At 67.5% G+C, this 26,217-nt stretch carries 24 protein-coding genes; 15 read left to right on the forward strand and 9 right to left on the reverse strand.

What is annotated here, in order from left to right:
* Positions 1 to 6 precede the first annotated feature (6 nt).
* Positions 7 to 741, forward strand: coding sequence for a hypothetical protein (locus ACZLIF_RS09060; RefSeq protein WP_478462541.1), 735 nt, complete (start codon positions 7 to 9; stop codon positions 739 to 741).
* A 22-nt stretch (positions 742 to 763) separates the two neighbouring features.
* Here the strand turns inward: ACZLIF_RS09060 and ACZLIF_RS09065 are convergent, their stop codons facing one another.
* The 3 genes from ACZLIF_RS09065 to ACZLIF_RS09075 are packed head-to-tail and all read right to left on the reverse strand — an operon-like array spanning position 764 to position 2,409.
* Positions 764 to 1,222 carry an SRPBCC family protein gene (locus ACZLIF_RS09065; protein ID WP_074901428.1) on the reverse strand — a complete coding sequence of 153 codons (459 nt, stop codon included), beginning with the start codon at positions 1,220 to 1,222 and terminating at the stop codon, positions 764 to 766.
* Positions 1,223 to 1,224: 2 nt separating this feature from the next.
* Positions 1,225 to 1,539 (reverse strand): ArsR/SmtB family transcription factor, encoded by a 315-nt coding sequence (locus ACZLIF_RS09070; RefSeq protein ID WP_053517574.1) that lies wholly within the window; start codon positions 1,537 to 1,539, stop codon positions 1,225 to 1,227.
* A 33-nt stretch (positions 1,540 to 1,572) separates the two neighbouring features.
* Complete coding sequence (locus ACZLIF_RS09075) at positions 1,573 to 2,409, reverse strand: oxidoreductase (RefSeq protein ID WP_478462542.1); 837 nt, start codon at positions 2,407 to 2,409, stop codon at positions 1,573 to 1,575.
* A gap of 102 nt (positions 2,410 to 2,511) precedes the next feature.
* Here ACZLIF_RS09075 and ACZLIF_RS09080 point away from each other — a divergent pair, with 102 nt between their 5' ends.
* From ACZLIF_RS09080 to ACZLIF_RS09090, 3 genes are all read left to right on the forward strand, one after another.
* Positions 2,512 to 3,465: an AraC family transcriptional regulator gene (locus tag ACZLIF_RS09080; RefSeq protein ID WP_478462543.1), complete on the forward strand. Its 954-nt coding sequence runs from the start codon at positions 2,512 to 2,514 to the stop codon at positions 3,463 to 3,465.
* Between the two features lie 55 nt (positions 3,466 to 3,520).
* Entirely contained in the window at positions 3,521 to 4,105 is a 585-nt protein-coding gene (locus ACZLIF_RS09085; RefSeq protein ID WP_193396291.1) for a TetR/AcrR family transcriptional regulator, read from the forward strand.
* Positions 4,106 to 4,201: 96 nt separating this feature from the next.
* Positions 4,202 to 4,687 carry a hypothetical protein gene (locus ACZLIF_RS09090; protein WP_053517571.1) on the forward strand — a complete coding sequence of 162 codons (486 nt, stop codon included), beginning with the start codon at positions 4,202 to 4,204 and terminating at the stop codon, positions 4,685 to 4,687.
* Positions 4,688 to 4,711: 24 nt separating this feature from the next.
* Here the strand turns inward: ACZLIF_RS09090 and ACZLIF_RS09095 are convergent, their stop codons facing one another.
* Positions 4,712 to 5,956 (reverse strand): hypothetical protein, encoded by a 1,245-nt coding sequence (locus tag ACZLIF_RS09095; RefSeq protein ID WP_478462544.1) that lies wholly within the window; start codon positions 5,954 to 5,956, stop codon positions 4,712 to 4,714.
* Between the two features lie 85 nt (positions 5,957 to 6,041).
* Positions 6,042 to 7,043 (reverse strand): helix-turn-helix domain-containing protein, encoded by a 1,002-nt coding sequence (locus ACZLIF_RS09100; RefSeq protein WP_478462545.1) that lies wholly within the window; start codon positions 7,041 to 7,043, stop codon positions 6,042 to 6,044.
* Between the two features lie 260 nt (positions 7,044 to 7,303).
* Between ACZLIF_RS09100 and ACZLIF_RS09105 the strand changes: the two genes are divergently transcribed.
* The 9 genes from ACZLIF_RS09105 (at position 7,304) to ACZLIF_RS09145 (ending at position 17,902) form a co-directional block, all read left to right on the forward strand.
* Complete coding sequence (locus ACZLIF_RS09105) at positions 7,304 to 9,880, forward strand: TonB-dependent receptor plug domain-containing protein (protein ID WP_478462547.1); 2,577 nt, start codon at positions 7,304 to 7,306, stop codon at positions 9,878 to 9,880.
* Between the two features lie 52 nt (positions 9,881 to 9,932).
* A complete protein-coding gene (gene msuE / locus ACZLIF_RS09110) occupies positions 9,933 to 10,514 on the forward strand; it encodes an FMN reductase (RefSeq protein WP_053517566.1) in 582 nt (193 codons plus the stop codon).
* A 159-nt stretch (positions 10,515 to 10,673) separates the two neighbouring features.
* Positions 10,674 to 11,036: a DUF3088 family protein gene (locus ACZLIF_RS09115; protein ID WP_053517565.1), complete on the forward strand. Its 363-nt coding sequence runs from the start codon at positions 10,674 to 10,676 to the stop codon at positions 11,034 to 11,036.
* A gap of 14 nt (positions 11,037 to 11,050) precedes the next feature.
* Complete coding sequence (locus ACZLIF_RS09120) at positions 11,051 to 12,046, forward strand: LLM class flavin-dependent oxidoreductase (RefSeq protein ID WP_053517564.1); 996 nt, start codon at positions 11,051 to 11,053, stop codon at positions 12,044 to 12,046.
* A gap of 18 nt (positions 12,047 to 12,064) precedes the next feature.
* Positions 12,065 to 13,408 carry an LLM class flavin-dependent oxidoreductase gene (locus tag ACZLIF_RS09125; RefSeq protein WP_128990407.1) on the forward strand — a complete coding sequence of 448 codons (1,344 nt, stop codon included), beginning with the start codon at positions 12,065 to 12,067 and terminating at the stop codon, positions 13,406 to 13,408.
* Between the two features lie 4 nt (positions 13,409 to 13,412).
* Positions 13,413 to 14,627, forward strand: coding sequence for a M20 aminoacylase family protein (locus ACZLIF_RS09130; protein WP_128990409.1), 1,215 nt, complete (start codon positions 13,413 to 13,415; stop codon positions 14,625 to 14,627).
* Positions 14,624 to 15,184, forward strand: a complete 561-nt coding sequence (locus tag ACZLIF_RS09135; protein WP_128990411.1) for a GNAT family N-acetyltransferase — start codon at positions 14,624 to 14,626, stop codon at positions 15,182 to 15,184. The genes ACZLIF_RS09130 and ACZLIF_RS09135 overlap by 4 nt, the downstream gene beginning before the upstream one ends.
* The gene (locus tag ACZLIF_RS09140) at positions 15,181 to 16,911 is read left to right on the forward strand and encodes an amino acid ABC transporter permease/ATP-binding protein (RefSeq protein ID WP_128990413.1); all 1,731 of its coding nucleotides are present in this window, start codon (positions 15,181 to 15,183) and stop codon (positions 16,909 to 16,911) included. Before ACZLIF_RS09135 ends, ACZLIF_RS09140 begins: the two co-directional genes overlap by 4 nt.
* A gap of 16 nt (positions 16,912 to 16,927) precedes the next feature.
* Positions 16,928 to 17,902 carry an ABC transporter substrate-binding protein gene (locus ACZLIF_RS09145; protein WP_128990415.1) on the forward strand — a complete coding sequence of 325 codons (975 nt, stop codon included), beginning with the start codon at positions 16,928 to 16,930 and terminating at the stop codon, positions 17,900 to 17,902.
* A gap of 59 nt (positions 17,903 to 17,961) precedes the next feature.
* On the opposite strand, the gene ACZLIF_RS09150 is transcribed toward ACZLIF_RS09145, so the two are convergent.
* Both ACZLIF_RS09150 and ACZLIF_RS09155 read right to left on the reverse strand, forming a co-directional pair.
* Complete coding sequence (locus tag ACZLIF_RS09150) at positions 17,962 to 21,078, reverse strand: galactose-binding domain-containing protein (RefSeq protein ID WP_128990417.1); 3,117 nt, start codon at positions 21,076 to 21,078, stop codon at positions 17,962 to 17,964.
* Between the two features lie 197 nt (positions 21,079 to 21,275).
* Positions 21,276 to 22,355 (reverse strand): MBL fold metallo-hydrolase, encoded by a 1,080-nt coding sequence (locus ACZLIF_RS09155; protein WP_065181371.1) that lies wholly within the window; start codon positions 22,353 to 22,355, stop codon positions 21,276 to 21,278.
* A 103-nt stretch (positions 22,356 to 22,458) separates the two neighbouring features.
* On the opposite strand from ACZLIF_RS09155, the gene ACZLIF_RS09160 reads away from it, so the two are divergent.
* Together ACZLIF_RS09160 and ACZLIF_RS09165 are read left to right on the forward strand one after the other, a co-directional pair.
* Positions 22,459 to 23,070, forward strand: a complete 612-nt coding sequence (locus ACZLIF_RS09160) for a TetR/AcrR family transcriptional regulator (protein WP_128990420.1) — start codon at positions 22,459 to 22,461, stop codon at positions 23,068 to 23,070.
* 124 nt (positions 23,071 to 23,194) lie between these two features.
* Complete coding sequence (locus ACZLIF_RS09165; RefSeq protein WP_065181372.1) at positions 23,195 to 24,223, forward strand: aminoglycoside phosphotransferase family protein; 1,029 nt, start codon at positions 23,195 to 23,197, stop codon at positions 24,221 to 24,223.
* 7 nt (positions 24,224 to 24,230) lie between these two features.
* On the opposite strand, the gene ACZLIF_RS09170 is transcribed toward ACZLIF_RS09165, so the two are convergent.
* The gene (locus ACZLIF_RS09170) at positions 24,231 to 25,118 is read right to left on the reverse strand and encodes a DMT family transporter (RefSeq protein WP_065175629.1); all 888 of its coding nucleotides are present in this window, start codon (positions 25,116 to 25,118) and stop codon (positions 24,231 to 24,233) included.
* A 32-nt stretch (positions 25,119 to 25,150) separates the two neighbouring features.
* A complete protein-coding gene (gene murB, locus ACZLIF_RS09175; RefSeq protein WP_128990422.1) occupies positions 25,151 to 26,212 on the reverse strand; it encodes a UDP-N-acetylmuramate dehydrogenase in 1,062 nt (353 codons plus the stop codon).
* Positions 26,213 to 26,217: the final 5 nt, after the last annotated feature.

The following is a 26,217-nucleotide window of genomic DNA, read 5'->3' on the forward strand; positions in this document are numbered from 1 at the left end:
GATGCCGTGAATATCACCCTGGTCTGCCGTTATCCCCATCGGGCTCGCACTGCCGAGCAGGTGTGGGACGACCTGTCGATACTTATTCTCAACCTGTCCAGTGCCGACCCGCTCTTCAGACAATGGTGGGCAAATCCACGATCTGCCAGAGACCCCTATGTTCCCCTCAGCGACAGCCGTGCATTCGTGGCGCGTGTCGAGGAAGACGATCATCGGTGGGCCAGGGAGTTCCCGGGCCAGCCGTCGGACGGCAGCAACGGAATCATGATCACCAACTCCGGAAACGATAGCGACTGGACGAAGCGTGGCGGCGCAGGAGTGAGCTACCAGCCCAATCTTGGCGTCCTTCGGTTCCACGTTGACCGTATCGAGAAGGCCTACCGGTCTCCCGGAAATGTAGTGGGCACCATGTTGTCTGCGGTACTCAGGACTTTGCCGATAAGCTTCGCCCAGACCAATGTCCAGCAGCGGGTGGATGGCCAGTTGCTGCTCTACAGCCGCGATCGCGCGCCCTTCCCGCACCGCGAGTTTCTGGGCTGGATGGGGTACGTGGACGCCCCTCTCGCTGCAGACCAGATTCCCGCGGCTGCCCGGCTGGAACGCTGTGGCAACGGAACACTCATCCTCGCCACCGACGTACTCGATCTTGCCGACCCGCATGCCGTGCAACAGGCCAACCAGGTTGAGATGAGCCTGGTGGATCTCGGGCTGCTTCCGGTCATCGACCCGGCGTTGAAGTGACTGCGGCCAGACACCTCACCGGTCAGCTCGGCTTGGCAAACACGTCCAGACCCTTGCCGGTCTCCAGCAACGATTTCAGGCTGGACAGCACGATCGGCCAGCCCTGGCGGATGCCGGTATCCATGCCGCTGCCGGGTTCCAGATCGTCGTGGGTGACGGTCAGCCGCACCATGTCCTGGTAGGGCACGATCTCGAAGGTGACGCGGCTGTAGCTGTCCGGGTTGTCGGCCTGCGAGGCCGCAGCCCAGGTGATGACCAGTCGCGAGGGTGGGGTGCTTTCCACCACTTCGCCGACCAGCTCGACCGAGCGCGTGTCGTTGGCGCGCACATGCTGCCAGCGCGAGCCGGGTTTCCAGTCCGAGACGTTCTCGTGGCCCCAGTAGCGGCGGGCGATCTCGGGCCGGGTGATGGCCTCGAACACCTTCTGTGGCGTGGAAGCGATGTAGATCACGTGGATGAAGCGGGTGGACGCTGCGGACATCGTCATTCTCCTTCCAGTTCTCGTTTCAGGTCATGCAGCAGGCTCAGGCGCTGCTGCTCGAACTTGCGTACCCAGCGCTCGTAGACGTCATGCAGCGGCACCGGGTTGATGAAGTGCAGCTTCTCGCGGCCACGGCGCACCGTGCTGATGAGGTTGGCGTCTTCCAGCAGGCCCAGGTGCTGGGTGACCGATTGCCGGGCCATGTCCAGGTGTTCGCACAGCTGGCCCAACGTCTGACCGTTGTCTGCGCAGAGCAGGTCCAGCAGCGTCCTGCGCGTGGGGTCGGCCAGGGCCTTGAACACCTTGTCTGCATCCATGGCGGACAGAATAGGCAGGTAAATACCTGCATGTCAACCGCCGTCGGTGGATCGGCTCACGACCTCCCACTGGTCGATGCGGCTGGACATGGCCTGCAGCTTGTCACGCACACGTTGCACGGCATCGCTGCCCAGCAACAGGTGGCTGGGCGGTGCGTCGCTGTTGATGATCTTCAGCATGGCCTGCGCCGCCTTTTCCGGATCGCCCAGCTGATGACCGCTCTTGGCCTCGCGCGTACGGCGGATGGGGTCGAACAAGGCGTCGTAATCCCCAATGCTGCGCGGTACACGCATCATCGAACGGCCGGCCCAGTCGGTGCGGAACGATCCCGGCGCAACGGCCGTGACGTGGATGCCGAACGCGGCCACTTCCTGGCCCAGCACCTCGCTGATGCCCTCCAGTGCGAACTTGCTGCCGCAGTACCAGGCGATGCCGGGCAGGGTGATGAAGCCGCCCATCGAGGTGATGTTGAGGATGTGACCACGGCGGCGCGCGCGCATGTGCGGCAGCACGGCCTTGATGAGCGCGGCGGGGCCGAACACGTTGACCTCGAACTGGTGGCGCAGTTCGTCCAGCGTGGATTCCTCGAGGATGCCTTCGTGGCCATAGCCGGCGTTGTTGACCAGCACGTCGATGGCGCCGATGCCGTTTTCGATGGCATCGACCAGCGCGTCGATGGAGGCGTGGTCGGTGACGTCCAGCAGGCGGCCGAACGCGCGGCCGGGGGCGAGGGATTCAAACGCCTGGCGGGCCGGTTCGTTGCGCACGGTACCGACCACGCGGTGGCCGGCCTGCAGGGCCTGTTCGGCGAGGGCGCGGCCGAAGCCGCTGCTGACGCCGGTGATGAGCATCAGACGGGAGGGAGACATGGTGATGGCCTCATGGAAAGCGGGCTTGCACAGTAGTGCTTGTGGGGGATGCCCTACAGGCCTAAGCTTCGGCCGATCTTGCCTATTCCTCTGAGGTGTGCGGTGCGGTCTGGCGATGATCCGGTGCAGCAGGATGCGCAGGCGCGCATGGTGGGGCTGCTGCAGGCGTTGGCGCCGGAGGAGGGCTACACGCTCACCGCCGTGCCGGGCGTACGCCTGCTGCGCTCGAACCGGCCGCTGGCGCGCACGCCGGTGCTGTACGACCCGGGCATCGTGATCGTCTGCCAGGGCGTCAAGCGCGGCTACCTGGGCGGGCAGGTCTACCAGTACGACGCGCAGCACTACCTGGCGGTGTCGGTGCCGGTGCCGTTCACCATGGAAACCGACGCGTCGGCGGATGCGCCGTTGCTGGCGATCTACCTGCACCTGGACCTGCAGCTGGCGGCGGAGCTGCTGCTTGCGCTGGATGCGCATGAGGCGCCGGGGCAGACACACGCGCGCAGCATGATGGCCAGCCCGATGGACCCGCCGATGCAGGCCACGGTGATACGGCTGCTGCATGCGCTGGGCGACACACGGGAAGCGGCAGTGCTGGGCCCGGCGCTGGTGCGCGAGGTGTACTTCCGCGTGCTGACCGGCGCGCAGGGCGCTGCGATGCGTGAGGCGCTGGCCATGCGCGGCCGTTTCGGCAGCATCGGCCGGGCGTTGCGGCAGATCCATGCGGCCTATGCCACGGCGCTGGACGTGGCACACCTGGCGGCGGAGGCGGGGATGAGCGTGGCGACCTTCCACGATCACTTCCGTGACGTCACCGGCACTTCGCCCATGCAGTACGTGAAGTCCACGCGCCTGCACCAGGCGCGGTTGCTGATGCTGCGCCAGGGGATGACCGCCGAGGCGGCGTCGCTGGCGGTGGGGTATGCCAGCCCGTCGCAGTTCAACCGGGAGTTCAAGCGTCTGTTCGGCCTGCCGCCGGCGGCGGAAGTGGCGCGGATGCGGCGCAGCTTCGCGGTGCCGCCCGCGCCAGCCGGTGCGCTGTATGTGTCCTCCCACTGAACGGCGCGGGTCGGCCCGTTGACAGGCCTGTCTACCTACTAGTAGGTTTACGCCCATGAAAGAGTCGCTGTCCCCGAAGGCGCTGGAGATCCTGGCGCAGGCCCGTTCCCTGCTGGAAGCCGGTGGTTACAACGGTTTCAGCTACGCGGACGTGTCCGCGCGGGTGAACATCAGCAAGGCCAGCATCCATCACCACTTCCCCAGCAAGGCCGATCTGGTGCGCACGGTGGTGGTGCTGTACCGGGCCGAGGCGCGCGAGGGACTGGCGCTGCTGGACCGGCAGCTGGGTGATCCGCTGCTGGAGCTCAACGCCTATGTCGATTACTGGTCCAGCTGCATTGCCGGCGGAACGGCGTCGTTCTGCATCTGCGCGATGCTGGCCGCGGAAGCACCGATGATCCCGGTGGAGATTGCCGAGGAGGTGCGCGGCCACTTCGAGGACCTGACCGAGTGGTTGACCCGTACCCTGCTGAAGGGCGCTGCGCAGGGGCAGCTGCGCCTGCAGGGCCCGGCGGACGACGAAGCCAAGGCGTTCATGGCGTCCGTGCACGGTGCGATGTTGGCGGCGCGGGGGTTTGGCGATGCGGCCACCTTCGCGGCCCTGGCGCGGCTGGCGATCGCGCGGGTGAGCGCCGCCTGAGAACTGTATGCGGAAGGCCTGCGGCAACGCGGGTCTTCTTTTTACCCACCATGCCTACCTACTAGTAGGTTTGTTTAATCCCAACGGAGCACTCCCATGCCACACCCGCTGTCCGCCCTCGGCGTCATCCACACTGCCGTCAGCCTGCTTCCCATCGTGGCCGGTCTCTATGGCTTCGTCCGCCACCGCGCCATCGATCCGGCCACGCGTGCCGGCAAGCTCTACCTGCTGGGCCTGGTGTTGTCGGTGGCAACCTCGTTCACCGTGTCCAGCACGGGCGGACTCAATCCCGGCCACGCCTTTGGCGTGATCGTGCTGCTGGTTGCTTTCGGCGGCGTGCTGGCCGCGCGCCTGCGCTTCCTGGGGCGGGCGGCGCGGTATCTGTCCACCTTCGCGTTGTCGTTCAGCTTCCTGCTGTCGCTGGTGCCGGGCGTGAATGAAACGCTGACCCGCATCCCGGTGGCACATCCGATTGCGGCCGCGCCGATGGCTCCGGTCGTGCTGCAGACCTTGCTGGGGTGTTTCGTGGTGTTCGTGCTCGGTTTCATCGCACAGTGCTGGCGGATGCGTGGCCGCCGCTGAGAACAGGCGCTGCGGCGACGCTGCTCAGTCTGCCAGCGGCGGCGGCGCGTCTTCGCCATAGGTGGCGTAGGCGCTGCCGCAGGTGGCCACCGCAGCGGCCGCCGCGGGCAGGCCGGTAGCGCGGATGCCGCGCCGCGTATCGCGGTCGAATATTTCCGCGTAGCGTTCGGCGGCCAGCGCGTCATCAGGCAGCACATACAGCAGCACGCGCTGCAGGGTTGACTGGCCCTCCAGGGGCTGCGGCGTGCGGAACGCCGGTACCTGCACGCGGGCGCTGTGCCAGCGCATCGGCTCGCTGCTGGTCTGCCAGCGGACCTGCAGGGGCTGATCGAGCGGAAGCAGCGCGGCGCCGTCCGGGTAGCCGTACGCGGTGCAGTCCGCGGGCGGCGTCCGGATGCTGGCGATGGCGCCGTCTCCGATGTCCAGTGCGATGCCATTGACCTCCATCCGCACGATGGGCGCGCCGCCGTAGTTGTGGACCTTGAACAGCACCAGGCCTTCGAAGCGGCTGCGCTGCAGATCATCTGCGGTAGCGCCGCTGAGGCGTGCGAGCGCGGGCGCGACCTCCACATGATCGCGGTAGTGGTAATAGAGGTGCACCAGTTCCGGCGTGCCCGGGCGCCTCCATGACGCGTTGAAGGGCGCAAGGTCCGGATAGGGGCGGCGCAGCAGGGGCACGTCGGTGACGGCACGATCTCCAGAGGGCGTGGCGTAGCGGTAGTGGTCCACCGAGCGCTTCAGGCGCCGGTCTTCATACGGGAATGCCCTGTCTGCATCGGACTGCGCGTTGGGGTAGCGGTGGAAGGTGATGAAACGTTCGGGCGTGTCGCCCTGCATGGGCAGGTCCGGGCCAGCGCCGGAGCCGGTGGATGCATACGGCGAGGTGTCCAGCCACAGCGGCTGCCCGCTGAGATTGACGTGCAGTTCCGCGATGGCGTCACGCGAGCCGCCGGCGAGGCTGTCCCAGGTGTTCTGCAGGGACTGCCACAGCGGAACGATGAGCATGGCTGCGGCGGTGGGCACGAACATCACGGCGTGCACGCGGCCGGGCACCTGGCCACGGTCCCGTACCATGTAGCGCAGCCACGCCAGCACAAGCACCAGCAGCAACGGTACGCCCACCCAGATCGCCAGGGTGGCCAGCGCCACAACGCCCCAACCCAGATTGGGGGTGGCCACAGCGATGAGCGAAAGGGTGGCGATGAACGCCGCCAGCACCAGCGACACGCCTATCCCGAAGCGGTAGTTCCTGTAAGGGCGGTCAGTCATCACCGTTCCATCGGCCTGCGGGACATGGCGTTATCTTGCCGGTCCGGTGACGGAGTGGAAAGGCGGACGTTGCCGCAGGCGTACCTCAGCAGCCGACCAGTCGATCGGCTGCGATGCCCTGCCGATGCAGGCTGCGGTACTCGGTGGGGCTGGCATCGACCAGCCCGCGGAAATGGCGGCGGAACGATTCCTGTGAGCCGAAACCGGCCTGCTCGGCGACCCAGTGCAGGGGGCGGTCGGTGGTTTCCAGCAGTTCGCGGGCGAAAGCCACGCGCTCGCGGATCAGCCAGTCGATGGGTGACAGGCCGGTGGCGTCGAGGAACTGCCGTTGCAGGGTACGCTGGCTCAACGCGGCCTGTTCGGCGAGGCTGCCCAGCGAGTGCGGTTCGCGCAGGTTGCGCCGCATCCATTCCATCAGCTTGGCCAGGCGTGTCGGCTCGCCGCTGGGAATGGCGCGGCTGACGCGCTGGCTGCGGCCGGCATCACGCCAGGGCGCCAGCACCAGGCGCTCGGCAACGAGGTTGGCCACGCGCGCGCCGTAATCTTTGCGCACCATGTGCAGCATCATGTCCATGCCGGTGGCCGAACCGGCCGAGGTGATGATGCTGCCGGCGTCGACGTAGAGCACGTCGTCGCGCACGCCGATGCGGGGGAACTGCTGCGCAAGCGTTTCGGTGAGCCGCCAGTGGGTTGTGGCCTGGCGGCCATCGAGCAGGCCGGCCCAGGCCAGCACGAAGGAGCCCGAGCAGATCGAGGCGATGCGGGCGCCGCGCGCGTGGGCGCGGACGAGCGCATTAAGCAACGCCTGCGGCGGGCGTTCACTGGGTTCGCGCCAACCGGGAATGACGATGATGTCCGCATCGTCCACCGCGTTCAGATCATGCGGCAACTGCACCTGCGTATTGCCGAGCATGCGCAACGCACCGGGTTCGCCCGCGCACAGCTGCGTGCGGTACCACGCCACGCCCAGTTCCGGACGCACCGGTGCGAACAGGCCCACCGCACAACCGAACTCGAACAGGCCCTGGCCGTGGCAGGCCACGATGGCGACGGTCGGCGCGGTGGGATCGGCAGCGTGGATGGGCATGGCCTGATGCTACCGGTGATGGTGCATGCCGCCGCGTGGCATGCGGTCATGAGGTGATGCCTGCGGGATATATGGCGGCTGGGGTCGGATCCGTTTCCTTCGAAAGGGATCCGACCCCATGCAAGCGCGCTGCCTAACGTCATTACCAGCGGTCATGTGGGTGGCCGGATGTTACGGCTGGGTGACGCGATCACGCCTGTCGTGGCGGGTGAACAGGCCCTTGAATGGAACCGTGTTTCCGGCCCACCCCACGAGCCCCCATGCCTGCCGCCTACGCCCCTGTCCTGAGTCCTCTTGCTGTGTTGATCGCCGCCGCCCTGGTTGCGGCCCCCGTGCATGCGGCAGACGCCGATGCGCAGCCGGCAACCACAGCGGCTGCCGCCAACGTCGCTGCATCCACCCTGGACGCAGTGGTGGTGACCGGCTCGCGCACCAGCACGCGCACGGTCAAGAACAGCTCCACGCCCATCGACGTGATCTCCGCCGAGGATCTTGCTGCGACCGGGCAGGCCAACCTGCTCGAAGCGCTGCAGCGCAGCCTCCCGTCGCTGAGCCAGATCGGTGGCTACCAGAGCGACCAGGAGAGCCTGATCCGCGGCTATCAGCTGCGCAATCTTTCACCGGGCTACACGCTGGTGCTGGTCAACGGCAAGCGCCGCAACGCCAGTGCCTATGTGAGCGGTGCCAACGGCGGCGGCTTTCCTGGCCACGCCTGGGCGGATCTGGCGCTGATTCCGGTGTCGGCCATCGACCACGTGGAAGTGCTGCGCGATGGTGCCTCCGCCATCTACGGCTCGGACGCAATCACCGGTGTGGTCAACGTCATCCTGAAATCGCAGGCGCAGGGCGGCGAGGTGTCGGTGGAGAGCGGGCAGAGCATCGATGGCGACGGCACCCGTACCAGCGTGCGCGCCAACGTCGGCCTGCCCTGGGGCGAGGACGGCTTCGTCAACCTCTCGGGTGAGACCACGCGCCAGCACCACGCGATCCGGACGCGACGCTACATCGATGGCTATCTGAGCTATCCGGCGATCGATGCCAATGGCAACCGGGTCGCGCTGCGGCCGAACAACCGCCTGCCTGCCGGTGCGACGCCGGACCCTGCCGAGGCCACGCGCGATGCCGAAGCCAACACCATTCTCAGCTCACCGTCGTATGCGCTGAAGGCGTTTGCGGTGAACGTGGGCCATGGCCTGGGTGAGAGCGCGCAGTTCTACGCCAACGCCACTGCCAGTGACCGCACCGCGCAGGCGATCCAGAACTTCCGCCTGCCGGCCACGATCTTCACCACGTACCGGACACCGGGGGTGCTGAGCGTGTTTCCCGACGGCTTCCTGCCGGTGCTGGAGACCAAGGAGAAGCAGTACACCGGCACCGCCGGCGTGAAGGGGCAGCTGGCCGGCTGGGACTACGACGCCAGCCTGACCGGCAACCGCAGCACGGTGCGCACCTATACCCGCAACTCGGTGAACTACTCGCTGCCGTACCCGGGCTCGCCCACCGACTTCTATGACGGCAAGCTGGATTACCAGCAGGGCATTGCCAACCTGGACCTGCGCCGGGGCTTTGAGGTGGCGGCCTTTGCCTCACCCCTGGAAGTGAGTGCCGGTGCCGAGTACCAGCACGAGCGCTACGAGCGCGGGGCAGGGCAGTGGGAGTCGTACACCGGATTCGGTGCCGCTGCGTTTGTCGGCTACTCCACCGCCGACGCGGTGAAGGCCACGCGCAACAGCAAGGCGGTGTACGTGGGGGCGGCGACCAACGTCACCTCGCGCTGGTACCTGGATGCGGCCGCGCGCTGGGAAGACCATTCGGACTTCGGCAGCGTCTCGACCGGACGCTTGACCAGCCGCTTCGACATCACCGACGCACTGGGCGTGCGTGCGACGGTCAGCAACGGCTTCCACGCGCCAAGCCTGGGCGCGCAGTTCTACCAGGCCACGGGCAGCTGCCCGTGCGGTACGACGCTGGTGGCGCAGGTGTCCTCGCCCGCTGCGGTGGCACTGGGTGCCACCCCGCTGAAACCGGAGAAGGCCACCAACTACAGCATCGGCGTGACCTGGGACCCGAGCCCGGCCTTCCACCTGGCCGTGGATGCCTACCAGATCGACATCCGCGGCCAGCTCGGCCAGTCCAGCCAGATCGGCTACAACGCGCAGGATCCGGCGCGCATCACCGACAACAGCGGCACCGTATTGACCGCCGCGCAGAAGAACACGATCGATGCGCTGCTGGGTTCGGCCGGCATCAGCATCCTGCCGGGCGACGCGTTCTATGCCAGCTACTTCACCAACGTGGGCGACACCCGCACGCGCGGCGTGGAGCTGACGCTGGAGGCGAACCAGGACACTTCGTGGGGCAAGCTGCGCTGGAGCTACGCCGCCAACGTCGGACGCACCACGATCCGCAGCGTCAGCGCCATTCCTGCGGCGCTGCAGGGGCTGCCCAACATCAACCTGCTGACGAAGTCCGGCGAGTACGCGTTGCGCTTCCGTACGCCCAGCTACACCCAGGTGGCCGGACTGGGCTGGCAGAACGGACGCTGGCGCTCGAATGTGGACGTTACCTACTACGGGTCGATCAAGCGCCTCAACAACGGCGTGGAGTACAGGCAGCCACCGGTGCTGGTGACCAACCTGTCCGGCGGTGTGGAGCTGGGCGCGGGCTGGAGTGCGGCGCTGGGCATCAACAACGTGTTCGACAAGCGCACCCGCAAGGTGCCGGAGTACGCGCGCAGCGCCACCGACGTGGCCAGCATCGAGACCACCTGGGACAGCGGTGACGTGCTCAGCCGGATCGGCGCGTTCTGGTACGGGCGGGTCAATTACCGGTTCTGAGGTTCAGGCATGGCGTCGCCGGCCAGCGTCCGGCGTTACCGAGGAGAGTGGCATGTCATCTGGGTTGAAGATTGTTGCGTTGATCGGATCGCCAACGGCATCGGTGAATTCGCGCACGCTGTTGCTGGTACGGCACCTGCTGGAGGCGCTGCAGCAGCGCCTGCATGCCAGCGTGACACTGGTGGAGCTGGCGCCGATAGCGCGCGCGCTGGGGCAGACGCTGTCGCGCAGCGAGGCCGAGCCCGCGGTGGAACAGGCGCTGGCCACCCTCGAGGATGCCGAGCTGCTGGTGGTGGCCGCACCGGTCCATCGTGGCTCGTACCCGGGATTGTTCAAGCACCTGGTGGACTTCATCGACCTCGAGGCGCTGGTGGACACCCCTGTGCTGCTGGCGGCCACCGGGGGCAGCGAGCGGCATGCGCTGGTGATCGACCATCAGCTGCGACCGTTGTTCAGCTTCCTGCAGGCGCATACGTTGCCCATCGGCGTGTACGCCACACCAGCCGATTTCGATGGCGAGCAGATCAACAGCGCGGCGTTGCAGGCGCGCATCCAGTTGGCTGCCGAGCGCGCTGCCGGGCATCTGCTGCCGCATGCCGCCAGCGGGCCGGCGCCCCTGCGCCGCATCGCCTGAGCTGCCCATAACGGCCAGCAGTCTGCTTATTGCCAACCTGCATCTGCGTGGCCGGATCCGACCGGCGATTGTCGCCAGCAGGTACGGGCGCGGCGCACAGCTTCTCTAGCATCGATAGCGAAACGGCACTTCATTGCCGGCCCAGACGAGGACGAACCCGTGGCTGCAGCTGCCTCCCCCAAACCCATCCTGTTCCTGCTTGATCGCGAGTTCGTCGACGGCCAGTTGCCGGGCCAGCGCTTCTTCTGCCGGCACAGCCTGCTGCTGGAAGGCGCGCTGTCCAGCATCGACGGCCTGGATGCACAGCTGGACGTGCGCCGCATCGGCTTCGCGCGGCCACGCCGCGAGGTGATCGCGGCGGTGGGCGAGCAGGACCAGTCGCTGCCGAAGCTGGTGCTGCCGCAGGGCGTGCGCAGCGAACACGCCAACGGTGCCTACCAGGACCGGCAGTACGTGACCGGTGCCGAGCCGATCCTGGCCGCACTCAATGGCCTGCTTGGCATTCCTGTGGCCCACCCCTGAGCGAGGACGCGGACATGAGCTACCTCATCAGCGTGCTGGACAAGAGCCCGGTGGCCGAAGGCGCAGGCGCCGAGCAGGCGCTGCGCAACAGCCTGCAGCTGGCCCAGCGTGCCGAACAGCTGGGCTACCACCGCTACTGGTTTGCCGAGCATCACGCGGCACCGACCCTGGCCAGTCCGGCGCCGGAGGTGCTGGCGGCATGGGTGCTGGCACAGACCCGGCGCATCCGCATCGGCAGCGGTGGCGTGATGCTGCGCCACTATGCGCCGTACAAGGTGGCCGAGAACTTCAACCTGCTGGCGGCGCTGGCGCCCGGACGCGTCGACCTGGGGGTGGGCAAGGCACCCGGTGGCCTGCCGGCGTCCACCGCAGCGCTGGCCGCGGGGCGGCCGGCCTTCGCCGATTTCGATCAGCAGCTGCGCGATCTGGAAGGATTCCTGTCCGGCTCGCTGGCCGAAGATCATGCGCATGCCAATGCGCAGGCGCGGCCGGTGCCGCAGGTGGCGGCCGAGCGTTTCCTGCTGGGCGCCAGCCCGCAGAGCGCACGGCAGGCGGCGGAGCTGGGCTGGCGCTTCGTCTATGCCGCCCATTTCGACGGCGACCCGAAGCACATCGAAGCGGCGTTCGAGGCCTATCGCGCCGTATCCACGCAGCCGCCGTTGCTGGCCACCGTCGCTTTCGCGGCGCCCACCAGCGAAGCGGCGGCGCGCCATGTCGGCGCATTGCGTGTCTACAAGCTGCACCTCGGCCCGGGGCAGACGGTGAACCTGCCCAGCCCGGACGCCGCGGCCGAGTATGCCCGCCAGGTGGGCGTGACCGACTTCCGTATCGAAGAGACGCGGCCCAGCGTGCTGTCGGGCGACGCGCAGCAGGTGCGCGGGGAACTGGACGCACTGCACCGCCGCTTCGGCGTGGGCGAATTCATCCTCGATGCGCCGGTGGCCGACCTCGACGCACGCCTGGCATCCCTTGAACTGCTGTCGCCCGCGCCACGCGCGGCGGTGGCCTGACCTGCAGGAGCGATACCCATGAGCAAGACACCGCGCCCCATCCCGTTCGGCATCATGCTGCAGGGACCGGGCAGCCACATGCATGCGTGGAAGCATCCGTCCAACCCGGCCGATGCCAGCGTGAACCTGGACTTCTACATCGACATCGCGCGCACGGCCGAAGACAACGGCATCGCGTTCGGCTTCGTTGCCGATGGGCTGTACATCAACGAGAAATCGATCCCGCACTTCCTCAACCGCTTCGAGCCGATCTCGCTGTTGTCCGCGCTGGCCACGGCGACGAAGAAGATCGGCCTGGCCGGCACGCTGTCCACCTCCTACAGCGATCCGTTCACCGTGGCCCGGCAGTTCGCCTCGCTGGACCTGATCAGTGGTGGGCGCGCCGGCTGGAACGTGGTGACCTCGCCGCTGGAAGGATCGGGCCGCAATTACGGCCGCCCGCATCCGGAACATGCGCTGCGCTACCAGATCGCCGACGAATACCTGGAGGTGGTGCAGGGCCTGTGGGATTCGTGGGACGACGATGCCTTCATCCGCGACCGCGAACAGGGCACCTTCTTCGCCGCCGACAAGTTCCGCCGCCTCGACCACAAGGGCCGCTTCTTCCAGGTCGAAGGCCCACTGAACATCCAGCGCTCGGCGCAGGGCCAGCCGGTGATCTTCCAGGCGGGCTCGTCCGACGACGGCATCGCGCTGGCCGGCAAGTATGCCGATGCGGTATTCACCCACTCGCCCTCGCTGGAAGAAACCCGTGCCTTCACCCAGAAGGTGAAGAACTCGGCCATCGCCCACGGGCGCAGCGGCAATGACGTTAAGATCTTTCCGGGCATCGGGCCGATTGTCGGCCACACCGCCGAGGAGGCCGAAGCCAAGTACCAGGCGATTGCCGCACTCGCGGGCCTGGACGATGCGCTGGCCTACCTCGGGCGCTTCTTCGACCATTACGATTTCACCCAGTACGATCCCGACGCGCCGTTCCCCGAGCTGGGCGAGATCGGCAGCAATTCGTTCCGCTCCACCACCGATCGGATCAAGCAGGATGCCCGCGAGCAGGGCTTGAGCCTGCGCCAGGTCGCGTTGCAGGCGGTGAGCCCGCGGCCCAACTTCATCGGTACACCCGAGCACGTGGCCGACGAGTTGATCCGCTGGTTCGAGGCGGGCGCCAGCGATGGCTTCATTCTGGGGTTCGCGGCGCAGCGCGAGGGGCTGGACGATTTCGTGACCCTGGTACTGCCGATCCTGCAGGCGCGCGGGTATCACCAGCGCGAACTGGAAGGGAAGACGCTGCGCGACCACCTGGGCCTGCCGTACAAGGCCAGCCGTCATTCGACGGCCGCCGAACCGGCGCGGAAGGTGGGGTGAGGCGATGAACGTACTGCGCCGGGCATCGTTGACTGTGGCGCCCACCGGGCCGACGGGCGTGCTGCCTGAAATAGCCGCACGCGCCGATGAGGCCATCGCCATCCGCCACGACCTGCATCGACAACCGGAGCTCGCCTTCGAGGAGCATCGCACCAGCGCACGCGTAGCCGAACTGCTGCAGCAGTGGGGCTATACGGTGACCACGGGCGTCGGCGGAACCGGTGTGGTCGGAACGCTGCAGCGGGGTCAGGGCAGCCGAAGGCTCGGGCTTCGCGCCGACATCGATGCGCTGCCGATCCAGGAGGCGTCCGGGCTGCCTTATGCCAGCCAGAACGAAGGACGGATGCATGCCTGCGGTCACGATGGACACACCGCGATCCTGCTGTCGGCGGCGCATTACCTGGCCCGGCACGGGCGCATCGATGGCACCCTGCAACTGGTGTTCCAGCCGGCGGAAGAAACCGGCTCCGGTGCGTCAAGGATGCTCGCCGACGGTCTGTTCGAGCGCTTTCCGGTGGATGCGATCTACGGACTGCACAACTGGCCGGGTGTGCCGGTGGGGCACTTCGGCTTTGTCGACGGACCGGCGATGGCATCGGTCGACTGGGCACGGTTGAGGGTGATCGGCAAGGGCGGGCATGGTGCGGAGCCACAGGGAAGCGTGGATCCGATCCTCGCCGCCGCGCACATCGTCACTGCACTGCAGAGTGTGGTGTCGCGCAATGTGGACCCGCGGCAGATGGGCGTGGTGACGGTCGGTTCGATCCACGGTGGGCAGGCGGCCAACGTGATTCCCGATGTGGTGGAGCTGACACTGACCGTACGCGCCTATCTGCCCGACGTTCGCGACACGCTGCGCCGTCGCGTGACCGAGCTTGCCGAGCAGACCGCCGCCGCGTTCGGGGCGCGCGCCGAGATCGAGTTCCCGCGTGGCTTCCCGAGCGTGATCAACCATCCGCAGCAGACCGCCTATATCCGTGAGGTGGCGCTGCAGGGATTCGGCGCAGGGCAGGTGCTGGATGCCTTCGCGCCGCGCACCGCCAGCGAGGACTTCGCCTTCCTGCTGCAGGCCCGGCCCGGAAGCTTTGTGTTCGTCGGCAACGGTGACAGTGCGCCGCTGCACAGCCCGCGCTACGTGTTCAACGATGCGGCCATCGCCCCTGCCGCCAGCCTCTGGGCGCGGCTGGCCGAACACTATCTGGTGGAGGACGCAGCATGAGTACGGCACCGTTCGAGGAGCGCTTCCTCTACACCTCGGTGGACGATCCACTGGCGCGGCCGCTGTTCGATGGTCTCGAACAGGAGTACGACAGTCGCTACGCCGATGTGCGGCGACGCATCGGTGGCAGTGCGCGCGAGGAGTTGCAACGCTACCCGGCGCAGGCATTCGCTGCGCCGGTGGGAGCATTCGTGCTGCTGCTGCGTGAGGGTGTGGCCATTTCCGGCGGCGCGTTCATGCCTCACAGCGACCCGGATACGGCCGAGTTCAAGCGCATCTGGACACTGCCTGGCCTGCGCCGCCAGGGCATCGCCCGGCGGGTGCTGCAGGAGCTTGAAGACCAGGCCGCACGCCAGGGCTATCGCCGCGTGTACCTGACCACCGGCTTCCGCCAGCCTGAGGCGGTCGGCCTGTACCTGAGCCATGGCTACACCGCACTGTTCGATCTGTCTGCCGACCCGGAATCGATCGCCCATCTGCCGTTCGAGAAGCAGCTGCGGGCACCGGCGCGTCCGCCGGCATCAAGCACTGCCGCCGTGCAGGGAGTCCACGCATGAGTACGCCGTCCACCGCGATCGAGGGTCTGGCCGCGCGTCCGGCACCGGCATTGAAGATCGTGCCGGCGCGGCATCCGCTGCAGGTGTTCGGCACGGTCCTGGCGCTGGCGTTGATCCTGATCGGGCTGCAGTCGGTACTCGGCAATCCACGTTGGGGCTGGGGCACCTTCGCCGAGTGGTTCTTCGCCCGCCCGGTGCTGGAAGGGCTGGGCCGCACGCTGCTGCTGACCGCGCTCGGCACCGGCCTGGGCTTCGCGCTGGGCACGCTGCTGGCGCTGGCACGGGTATCCGGATCGCCGTTGCTGTCGGCGGTCTCGTGGGGCTACGTCTGGTTGTTCCGTTCGATTCCACTGCTGGTGCTGTTGCTGCTGCTGAACAATCTTGGCTATCTGTACAGCACCATCGAACTGGGCATTCCGTTCACCGGCATCAGCCTGTTCTCGTATCCCACCACCCAGCTGATCGGTGTATTCACGGCTGCGGTGCTGGGCCTGACACTGAACCAGGCGGCGTTCTCGGCCGAGGTGATCCGCGGTGGCATCCTCTCGGTCGATCACGGCCAGTATGAAGCAGCGGCCGCGCTGGGCCTGCCGCGTGGCCGCCAAGTGCGGCGCATCATCCTGCCGCAGGCGATGCATTCGATCCTGCCGGCCGCCTTCAACGATGTGATCGGCCTGGCCAAGAGCACGTCGGTGGTCTACGTGCTGGCGTTGCCGGAGCTGTTCTACACCGTGCAGGTGATCTACCGCCGCAACCTGGAGGTGGTGCCACTGCTGATGGTGGCCACGGTCTGGTACCTGGTGATCCTGACCGTGCTGTCGCTGCTGCAGCGGCGCGTGGAGCAGCGCTTCGCGCGTGGCCAGCTGCAGCGTGAGCGCAGCGTGTCGCGGGTATCCTCGCCCGCGCCGCGTGCGGCATCGCCGGTTGCGGTGCGGCCGCGCATCGCGGGCGCGACCGAGGCCGGACAGGGAGCGCCGATATCGCTGCACGGTGTCGGCAAGGCGTTCGACGGGCAGCCGGTACTGGAGGACATCACCCTGGAACTGCGCGGCGGCAGCGTAACGGTGCTGATCGGCCCGTCCGGTGCCGGCAAGTCGACCCTGCTGCGGCTGATCAACCACCTGGAGCGCGCCGACACCGGCTTCGTCAGCGTCGGTGGCCAGCTGATCGGCTATCGCCGTGACGGCGACACCCTGTACGAGCTGCCGGAGCGCGAGATCCGCCGCCGTCGTGCCGAGGTGGGCATGGTGTTCCAGGGCTTCAACCTGTTCCCGCACCTGACCGCGCTGGAGAACATCATCGAGGCGCCGATGGCGGTGCGCGGTGTGCCGCGTACGCAGGCCGAACAGCAGGCGCGCGTGCTGCTGGAGCGCGTCGGTCTGGCGGACAGGGCCGATGCGTTCCCGCGCCAGCTGTCAGGTGGCCAGCAGCAGCGCATCGCCATCGCCCGTGCACTGGCCCTGCAGCCGAAGGTGCTGCTGTTCGATGAGCCGACGTCGGCGCTGGACCCGGAACTGGTGGCCGAAGTGCTCAGTGTGATCGAAGAGCTCGCCCGTTCCGGCACCACGCTGGTGATCGTCACCCACGAACTCGGCTTCGCCCGCCGCGTTGCCGACCACGTGGTGATGATGGACCAGGGCCGGGTGATCGAGCAGGGCACGCCCGAGGCCATATTTGAACACCCGCGCCAGCAGCGCACCGCCGATTTTCTCGCCAAGACCCTCTGATCCGGATGTGACCCCCATGAGTCCTGCAACGTCCCGTCGTCCCTCGCGCAGCACCCTGCTGGTCATCGCTGTGCTGGTCATCGGCATTGCCGGCATCGTCTATTCCCGTGCACGGCAGGGACCGGAGGCCGTGCCCGCAGCGACCAGCAGCCTGGCCGGTGCCGGCGCGCCAGCGCTGCGGGGGACCGTGGATCCGAAAGCGCAGGCGCTGGTTCCGGCGGACTTCCGCTTCGTGACGCCGGGCACGTTGACCGTTGCGACGCATCCCGGTCAGTTGCCGCTGGCCGACTATGGCGCCGACAGCAAGGAAGTGATCGGCATCGAGCCGGACATCGCACGGCTGGTGGCCGATGCGCTGGGCCTGAAGCTGGTGGTGGTGCCGGTCGCCTGGGCCGACTGGCCGCTGGGACTGGAGTCGGGCAAGTACGACGCAGTGCTGTCCAACGTAACCGTGACCGAAGAGCGCAAGAAGAAGTTCGACTTCTCCAGCTACCGTTATGACCTGCTCGGCATCTATACGCGCACCGACGGGCCCATCCAGAAGATCGAGAAGCCGGCCGATGTCGCTGGCCTGAAGGTGGTGGTCGGTGCCAGCACCAACCAGGACCAGATCCTGCGGCAGTGGGATGCACAGAACATCGCGGCCGGGCTGGAGCCGGTGCAATACCAGTACTTCGATGATTCGGTGGTCGGCCGCCTGGCCGTGATCACCGGCCGAGCCGATGTGTCGTTCGAGCCCAACGCCACCGGCGCGTACTCCGCGCGCGATGGCAAGGTGCGGCGCGTTGGCCTGTTTCCGGGCGGTTGGCCGAACGCTGCTGCGATCTCGGTCACCACGCGGAAGGGCAGCGGCCTGGCCGATGCGGTGACCCAGGCGCTCAATACCCAGATCGGCAGCGGCACCTACGCACAGGCACTGGCGCGCTGGAACGTGACCGAGGAAGCCGTGCCGCAGTCGCAGACCAACCCGCCGGGCTTGCCGGATCTCTGACGCCGGGCATGCCCCGGCACCAAGGCGGCTTCTGTAGAGCCGAGCCATGCTCGGCTGCTCTACCAACGCGCCTCCAGCGTCCTGAACGGCTTCGCCAACCGCACACCCTCGGCATCGAAGTCGGAAACGCTATGGCCGTCCACGCGCACCTGCTTCGGTGCCGTGCGCGCGGGCCACCAGACCTTGACGGCCGTGGCGCTGCGCAGCCCTTCGCCGAGCGTCACGGTCAGCGTACCGTCGCGTTGCTGTGCCTGCATCCGCAGCGTGCCGTACGCCGTCGGCAGTCGCTCCACCGCAAGGCCATCGCCGGCCAGCCAGGAGGGCGGCGTGCCCGGCAGCAGTGACAGGGCATCGTCGTCCTCGCGCATCAGCATCCCGAACAGGGTGCGGCCGTATTCGGCACCGATCCAGGTGTGCGGCATGTCGCCCAGGTAGCGCGGAAAACGCAGCCGTGAGTGCACGACTTCGGCCAGCACCTGCCATTGCAGCGGGCGACGGTCGCGCAGCAGGCCCTGCAGCAGCTCGTCGGCCGCTGCGGGCTGGCCCAGATGCACATAGCTCAGGACGTTGCGGATTTCATAAGGGGTGTACGCATACAGCGCACCGGGCTGGTTGCGCTTGCGGACGTCGTCAAGATAGCGGGCAAAGGTGGTGCGCAGCGCATCAGCCGGCAGCACGCTCTGCGCACCGGTGGGATCCAGCGCGATGGAGACGCCGGTCGGGTCGCCATCGCCAAGATCGGCGGAGGAGGGAATGAAATCGATGCCCTTCCACGCCATCGTCGCGCGGATCGAAGCGTGCAGTGCGTCATACAGCGCCTTGTACTGCCCGCGTGCCCAGGTGGCGGTGGCGTGGTCGCCGAGTGATTCAGCCAGCCATGCGCCGTCATGCCAGCCCTTCAGGCCCCAGTAGTCGTCCCAGTAGCTGTGGGTGGGAGAGGGATAGCCCTCGTGGCTGATCGACGGTGCCAGGATGCCGGCAAAGCGTTCCGGCGCCGGTTGATCGGCCTTGTAACCGGGTACCAGCGTGCGCTCACGCAGTTCCTGCAGGAAGCGCAGCGCGGCCTTCACTTTCGGCAGGTATGCACGCACGGACTCGGGGCCACCGTCGAGGCGCGCGACATCGGCCACCAACGCGACGTACTGCCCCTGGCTGTCGTACTCGATGTCCGATCCGAAGCCGGTGTTGACGCTGCCATCGTCATTGAGGATCGGCGACACCAGGCCGTTGGCATGTACCCCGTGTTCGCTGTACCACGCCAGGTAGTCGCGCGCGACCTTGGCTTCGCCCATCCGCAGCAGTACCGCCGAGGTGGCCATGCCGTCGCGGATGAAGGAGCGGTTGTAGTTGCGTGGGCCGGGTTGCATGGCCGGGCCGGTCTGGTTGATCAGCATGTACGCGGCCTGGGCACGCAGCATGTCGACCAGCGATGGATCGGGCAGGCGCAGGCCGACCTGGCCCAATCGTGCCTGCCAGTCCGCGGAGGCTTCGGCGGCCAGCGTCTCGAAGCCGGCATCGGCATCGCCTGGCAGGCGCGCGAGGTCCAGTGCCGGTGGCTCCGGAAGTACACCCTTGGCGTCGGCCGCCGCCGTACCCAGCGGGAAGGCGACGACCACGGATTGGCTGGCGCCGGGTGCCAGTGTGATCCGGTAGTCCAGCGCTGCCGCCGCCAGGCCACGCGCATCGGTGGCCTGGCGTGCGCCGGGCAACCGGCCCGACGCGATGGCGGAGGTGATCTCGGTTTCGCCGTTCGGGCCGAACGGTGCCGCGCCGGAGGCGCTGACCGCCGACAGCGAGTGCAGCAGGGTACGACCATTGACGCGCACGCTCTGGCCGTCGATGGCCACGTCGCGGATCGGCGACAGGCCACCGTTCTGCCACGGCGGGTTCATCTGCATCGGCCGCACCACCAGGCTCAGCGTGCCCTCGACCGGCGTGGTACCGGTATTGCGCAGTCGATGCCGGAGGAAGGTGACGGGCTGGCCGTCGCGCTCGATCGCGAACGCTTCGCTGCGCAGTTCCAGACCGGGCTGCGGCGACCAGGTGGCCGAGGGCATCGGCTTCCAGCCGTCGCGCAGGGCATGCTGCACGGTCTGTTCCGCGGCACCGGCGGCACGACCATCGGCATTGCGCCAGATCGGCTGCACCAGCGGCGCGCCCTTGAATGCCTCGATATTGCCGTATTCGTCGAAGATCGATTTCTGCCGTCCGGCATGCACACCCACCGCGGTCCAGTACGTCTGCTGCATCTGCAACGACGCCGGGAACAAGCCACGCTGCGCGCCGCTGGCGGCGATCTGGTACTGCTTCATCGGCGTCATCACGGCCTTCGGGCCGAGCAGGCGCAGGCGCGTGACCTGTGGCGAGGGCCCTTCGACGATGAGCCGCAGGGCACGCACATCGTGCACGGTATCGCTGGCCAACCAACTCTGGGCATGGCTGGCGGCCTGCGTGTCCTGCGCCAGCGGCTGCCAGCGCCCCTGCGCATCCTGGGCCTGCAGGCGTGCGGCGCCACGCTGGCCCGCCCACTCCACCGCCAGGCCGGTGCCCGGCTGAGCGCGCGGCAGGGTGATTTCAAGCACATGGCTGCCCTTGCCATCGGTAGGGAGGGCGACGCCGCTACCGCCTTGCCACAACGCGGCTGCCTGTGCGCTGTCGAGTCCGTGCACGCGTGCACTGAGCGTGGCGTCCAAGGGTTCCATCTCGAAGATGGAGACCCCCCAGTCCGACGTGCGCTGGGGACTGGCCAGCCTCAGATAGCGCGCCTGGCGCGGTTCGAAGTACAGCGTCTCCACATCGCCCAGCGAGTCGGCCATGGTGTATGCGGTCTGCCACTGCCGGCCGTCCATCGAGGTCTGCAGCGTGTAGCCCTCGGGATTGGAGACATCCCAGGTCAGGCGCGCGCCCCCGAGCAGGGCAGGCGCGCCCAGATCGATCTGGAACCAGTGTCCGGGGCTGAAGGCGCCGCCGGTGACCGTCTTCGGGTCGTTGTCGATCAGATGGCCGATGGCCATCGCCGGGACCTGCTGTGATGAGCTGCTGGCCTGCCACTGGCTGCGCGGTGGCAGTGTCTGCGCCTGCGCGGCGGAGGCCATCACGGCCAGTGGCAGCAGAGCGCGCGCGACGTAGCGCAGGCAGGCCCAGGAGGGGCGGAAGCGATCAGCACGCAGCGTCATGTCGACAGCCTTGGATGTTCGGCCAGGATCGGGCAGGCGCTACGCTAGCAGGGGGTGTAATCGTTTACATGACGCGCTGCAATAGGGGAGAGTGCGGACGCGTGGCGCGACGCCCTGCAAGGCGTCGCGACAGCCATCGTCCTTAAGGTCACTGCCTGCACGAACCGGCGCCCCGTGACAGCAGCGCCCAGGCAAGCTCAGCGCAGCGCCACCTGTTCCCACCAGCGCGTGCCTGCCTGCGGCGCCTGCATGTCCAGCGCCTCGCCCATCATCGGCGTGGCGATCGGCACATCGTGCGCGGCTGCCAGCGCGGTGATGCGCTCGAAGGGCTGTTGCCAGTCATGCAGGGCCAGGTCAAAGGTGCCGTTGTGGATCGGCAGCAGCCACTTGCCGCGCAGGTCCAGGTGGGCCTGCAGCGTCTGCTCCGGCTGCATGTGCACGAATGCCCAGCGCGGATCGTATGCGCCGGTTTCGATCATGGTCAGATCGAACGGGCCGTACTTCTCGCCGATGGCCTTGAAGCCATCGAAGTAGCCGGTGTCACCACTGAAGAAGATGCGGAAGTCGCCGTCCTGGATGACCCACGAGGCCCACAGGCTGCGGTCGCTGTCGCCCAGGCCGCGGCCGGAGAAGTGCTGGCCGGGTGTGGCGGTCAGGCGCAGGCCATCGGCTTCGGTCGATTGCCACCAGTCCAGCTGTTCGACCTTGTCCGCGTCCACGCCCCAGGCGATCAACTGATCACCCACACCCAGCGGCGCGATGAAGCGCGTGGTCTTGCCCGCCAGCTGCATCACCGCAGCGTGATCCAGGTGGTCGTAATGGTTGTGCGAGAGGATCACGCCGGCGATCGGCGGCAGCTGTTCGATGCTGATCGGCGGGGCGTGGAAGCGCGCAGGGCCCATCCACTGCACCGGTGACGCCCGTTCGGAGAAGACCGGGTCGGTCAACCAGTACTGGCCGCGCAGCTTCAGCAGGATCGTCGAGTGCCCCAGCCGGAACAGGCTGCGATCCGGCGCGGCTTCCAGCGCGGCACGATCCAGCGCCTGCACCGGTATGGCGCCCGCGGGTACGGTCCCCTTCGGCTTGTTGAACAGGAACGTCCACCAGATCTCCAGCCCGTTGCGCAGGCCCATCGCCGGCCGCGGCAGTACGTTGTGGAACTTGCCCTCGCGGTACTGCGGGGAGTCGGGGAAGTCGGGGAGGGACCAGGACTTGCAGAAGGTGTAGGCGGTCACGGCGAGGATTCCAAGCAGGAGGACAAGGAGCAGGCGCTTCATGGGTGACGTCCGCAGGGTACACTGCACAGTGTAGTTTCCTGCTGCGGAAAAGTATACTCATCGGTGTAAAATGGGGGTATCCGTTCAGTTATCTGGTGTCGCCATGTCCCGTCCGCCGCAGCGCCTGACCGACCGCAAACGCGAGGCCATCGTGCGCGCGGCGGTGGAGGAATTCCGCACGGCCGGCTATGAAGCCACCAGCATGGACCGGATCGCGGCAGCGGCCGGTGTATCCAAACGCACGGTCTACAACCACTTCCCCAGCAAGGAAGAATTGTTCTCGCTGATTCTGGAGGAACTCTGGGAACGCAGCATGGCCGGCGTCGAGCTGCCCTACCGTGCGGAGCAGCCACTGGAGCCGCAGCTGCTCGCGTTGCTGGAGCAGAAGCTGGAACTGCTGGGTGATGCCAATTTCATCGACCTGGCCCGCGTTGCCATGGCGGAGATCATCCATTCACCCGAACGTGCGCAGGCAATCGTCTGTCGCATGGGCGAGAAGGAGAGTGGGGAAAGCGCCTGGATCCGTGCAGCGATCGCCGATGGCCGGCTGCGTGCGGTCGATCCCGAATTCGCTGCCCATCAGCTGCATGGACTGGTGAAGAGTTTCGCCTTCTGGCCCCAGGTAACGATGGGGCAGGCGCCGCTGGATGCCGACGAGCGTGCGCGGGTGGCGGCATCGGCGGTGGCCATGTTCCTGGGCCACTACGCGCGCTGACGCCATGGCAACCGCGTCGGCATGGCTCGCCCGGCCCGCAAGCACAGTGCTGTGACGGACATGTCTGTGCCGTCGATGCGCCATCTGCGATAGTGACGTCGGGTATCAATGCACGATTGCTTCCATGTCATCCGCTTCGGCGCGCCATATCGGCGAAGTCCTGCAACAGTCCTATGGCATCACCACCGCCGCCGTGGTGCCTCGCGCGGTTGGCGCAGACGCCAATGCCAGCGTTTACCGCATCGATGCGCGACGCGGTCAGTGGTGGTTGAAATGCCGCACCTACCAGGTGCAACCGGCGGTCTGGGACACGCTGCATTGGCTGCGGGGCACCCTGGGCATCGAGGAGATCGTGGCGCCCTGGCCGGCATTGACCGGCGGCGCGTCGGTCCAGCGCTGGGGCCTGCAGTTCACGCTGTTTCCCTACATCGAGGGCCAGTCCGGTTTCGAGGCGCCGCTCAGCCATGCGCAGTGGCTGCGCCTGGGCAACGTGCTGCGCCGGCTGCATGACGCTGAGGTGCCCGAATCGCTGCAACGCGCGCTGCCGACCCTGCGCCTTGAAGCGGATGCGTTGACCACCGTTGGGCGCTGGTTGCAGCCGGGCGATGCCTTGCCGGTCGCGCAGGATCGGTTGGGCAGCGCGTTCCTGGCCGTCTGGGAGCTGCGCCGCGAACGCATTGCCGAGGTCCACCGCCGCGCGTCGGAACTGCACGATGAACTGCGCGACGAACGGCCGCCGCTGCGGTTGTGCCATACCGACCTGCATGCGGGAAACCTGCTGATGGGTAACGAGGGCAACCTGCACCTGATTGATTGGGATGGCCTGTCCCTGGCGCCCCGCGAGCGTGATCTGATGTTTCCCGGCGCGGCGGTGGGCGGACGCTGGGGGCGCGAACGTCCGCTCGGTTTCGTGGAAGGGTATGGCCCGGACCTGGGGGACCCACGCTGGATCGCCTGGTACCGGCACTGGCGGATCCTGCAGGACCTGATCGAGTTCGAACAGGTGCTGCTGGGGGGCGACGCGCTGGAGCGCTCGCCGCAGCTGCGCCGTCAGTCGCTGCACTACCTGGGCGAACAGTTCGCGCCGGGCAATGTGTTCGACGCAGCCGAACGCGCGTATCGCGCGCTGGATGCGTCGCCGCTGCAGCGTTGACGGTGGATCATTCGGCGGGCTTGGCCGCCGCTGACGCCGCCGCCGTCGCCGCCCGCCGCGACAGCACGGCCTCGCGGTGGGCGATGTAAGCGTTGGCGGCCAGAATGATGCCCGCACCGACGATGGTCCAGCGGTCCACGGTCTCGTTGAACAGCAGCCACCCGCACAGGGTCACCAGCGGCAGCTGCAGGAAGCTGATCGGCGTCAGCGCCGACACTTCTCCCAGGCGCAGCGCACGCGTCCACAGCAGCTGGCCGACCGTGCCCATCACGCCGGTGACCAGCAGCCACAGCCAGGCCACGCCACTGGGCCAGACCCAGACAAACACTGCCGGAACCAGCGAAAGCGGCACCCAGAAGACGTAGGTATAGAGCACCACGGTATCGGCGCTGTCCACGCGGGTGAGCTGCTTGATCTGGATGGCCACCAGTGAACTCAGCACCGCAGCGGCGACGGCGACCAGGCTGCCAGCGGTGAAGCCGGTGGTGCCCGGCCGCACGATCACCAGCACACCGATGAAACCGACCACCACTGCGGCCCAGCGGCGCACACGCACGGTTTCGCCCAACCACAGCACGGCGGCGATGGTGACGAACAATGGTGTGGAGTACGAGAGCGATACCGCCTGCGCCAGTGGCAGATGGCCCAACGCCCAGAACGCGCACAGCATCGAACCCAGGCCGATCGCACTACGCACGAAGTAGCGTGGCAGCTGCTGGGTCTTCAGCGGCGCATGGCCCGGCCGCAGCAGCATCGGCAGCAATGCCAGCAGGCCGAACGCGTTGCGGAAGAAGGCGACCTCCTGGGTCGGTACGTAACGGGTGGCGTAACGGATCGCCACCGCCATCATGCCGAACGCCAGGGTGCTGCCGAGCATCAGCAGCGCCGCCCGCATCGGGGTGGCGCCGGTGGAAAGGGCGGGGGTGTTCACCACTGTGCGCCGAGCAGGCGCGGCTCCGGTTCGATCGGTACGCCGAATTTCTCCAGCACTGACGCGGAAATGCGCCGCGCCAGCGCAAGCAGCTCGGCCCCGGTGGCGTTGCCATGGTTGACCAGGACCAGCGCATGGCTGGCAGCAACGCCTGCATCGCCCTCACGGAAGCCCTTCCAGCCGCAGGCCTCGATCATCCACGCTGCGGAGACCTTGCGCCGGTCCTCACGATCGGCCGGGAACACCGGCAGGTCCGGGAAATGCTGCAGCAGCACGTCGACCTGCTCCAGGGGCAGGACCGGGTTCTTGAAGAAGCTGCCGGCATTGCCCAGCACCTCCGGATCGGGCAGCTTGCGGCGGCGGATCGCGATGACTGCGTTGGCCACGTCTACGGCACTGGGCAGCTCCACGCCCTGCGCCTGCAGTTCTTCGCGGATGCCGGCATAGTCCATGCGCAGGTCGTGCAGCAAGGGCAGCTTCAGCTCGATGGCGGTGATCAGGTAGCGGTCTGCCTGCTGCTTGAACACGCTGTCGCGGTAGGCGAAGCCACACTGTTCATTGTCCAGCCGCACCCAGGCCTGCTCGTGGCAGTCCCAGGCTTCCACTGCCTGGATGAACTCGCCGACCTGTGCGCCATAGGCGCCGATGTTCTGGATCGGCGCTGCACCGGCCGTGCCTGGAATCAGGGCCAGGTTCTCCAACCCGGACAGGCCTTCCTGCAGCGACCACATCACCAGGCCGTGCCAGGGCACGCCGGCACCGGCGCGGATCACCGCATGATCGGCGCGATGCTCCAGGAAACTGATGTCGCGGTTGCCGAACACCAGCACGGTGCCAGGCAGATCGTCGGCGATCAGCACATTGCTGCCGCTGCCCAGTACCAGCAGCGGTCCGGCGGAAACCTCCGGTAGCGCCAGCACTTCCGGCAGCAGCGATGCGTCATGCAGCTCCAGCAGCTGCGCGGCATTGGCACGCACGTGGAAGGTGTTCAGCGCCTGCAGCGGCGCGTTCCGGGTCAATGTCCAGCGCAGCGGCGCGGCGGTGTCGAGTCCATCCATGGGGG

The organism is Stenotrophomonas sp. 2201_Sma, assembly GCF_056486685.1.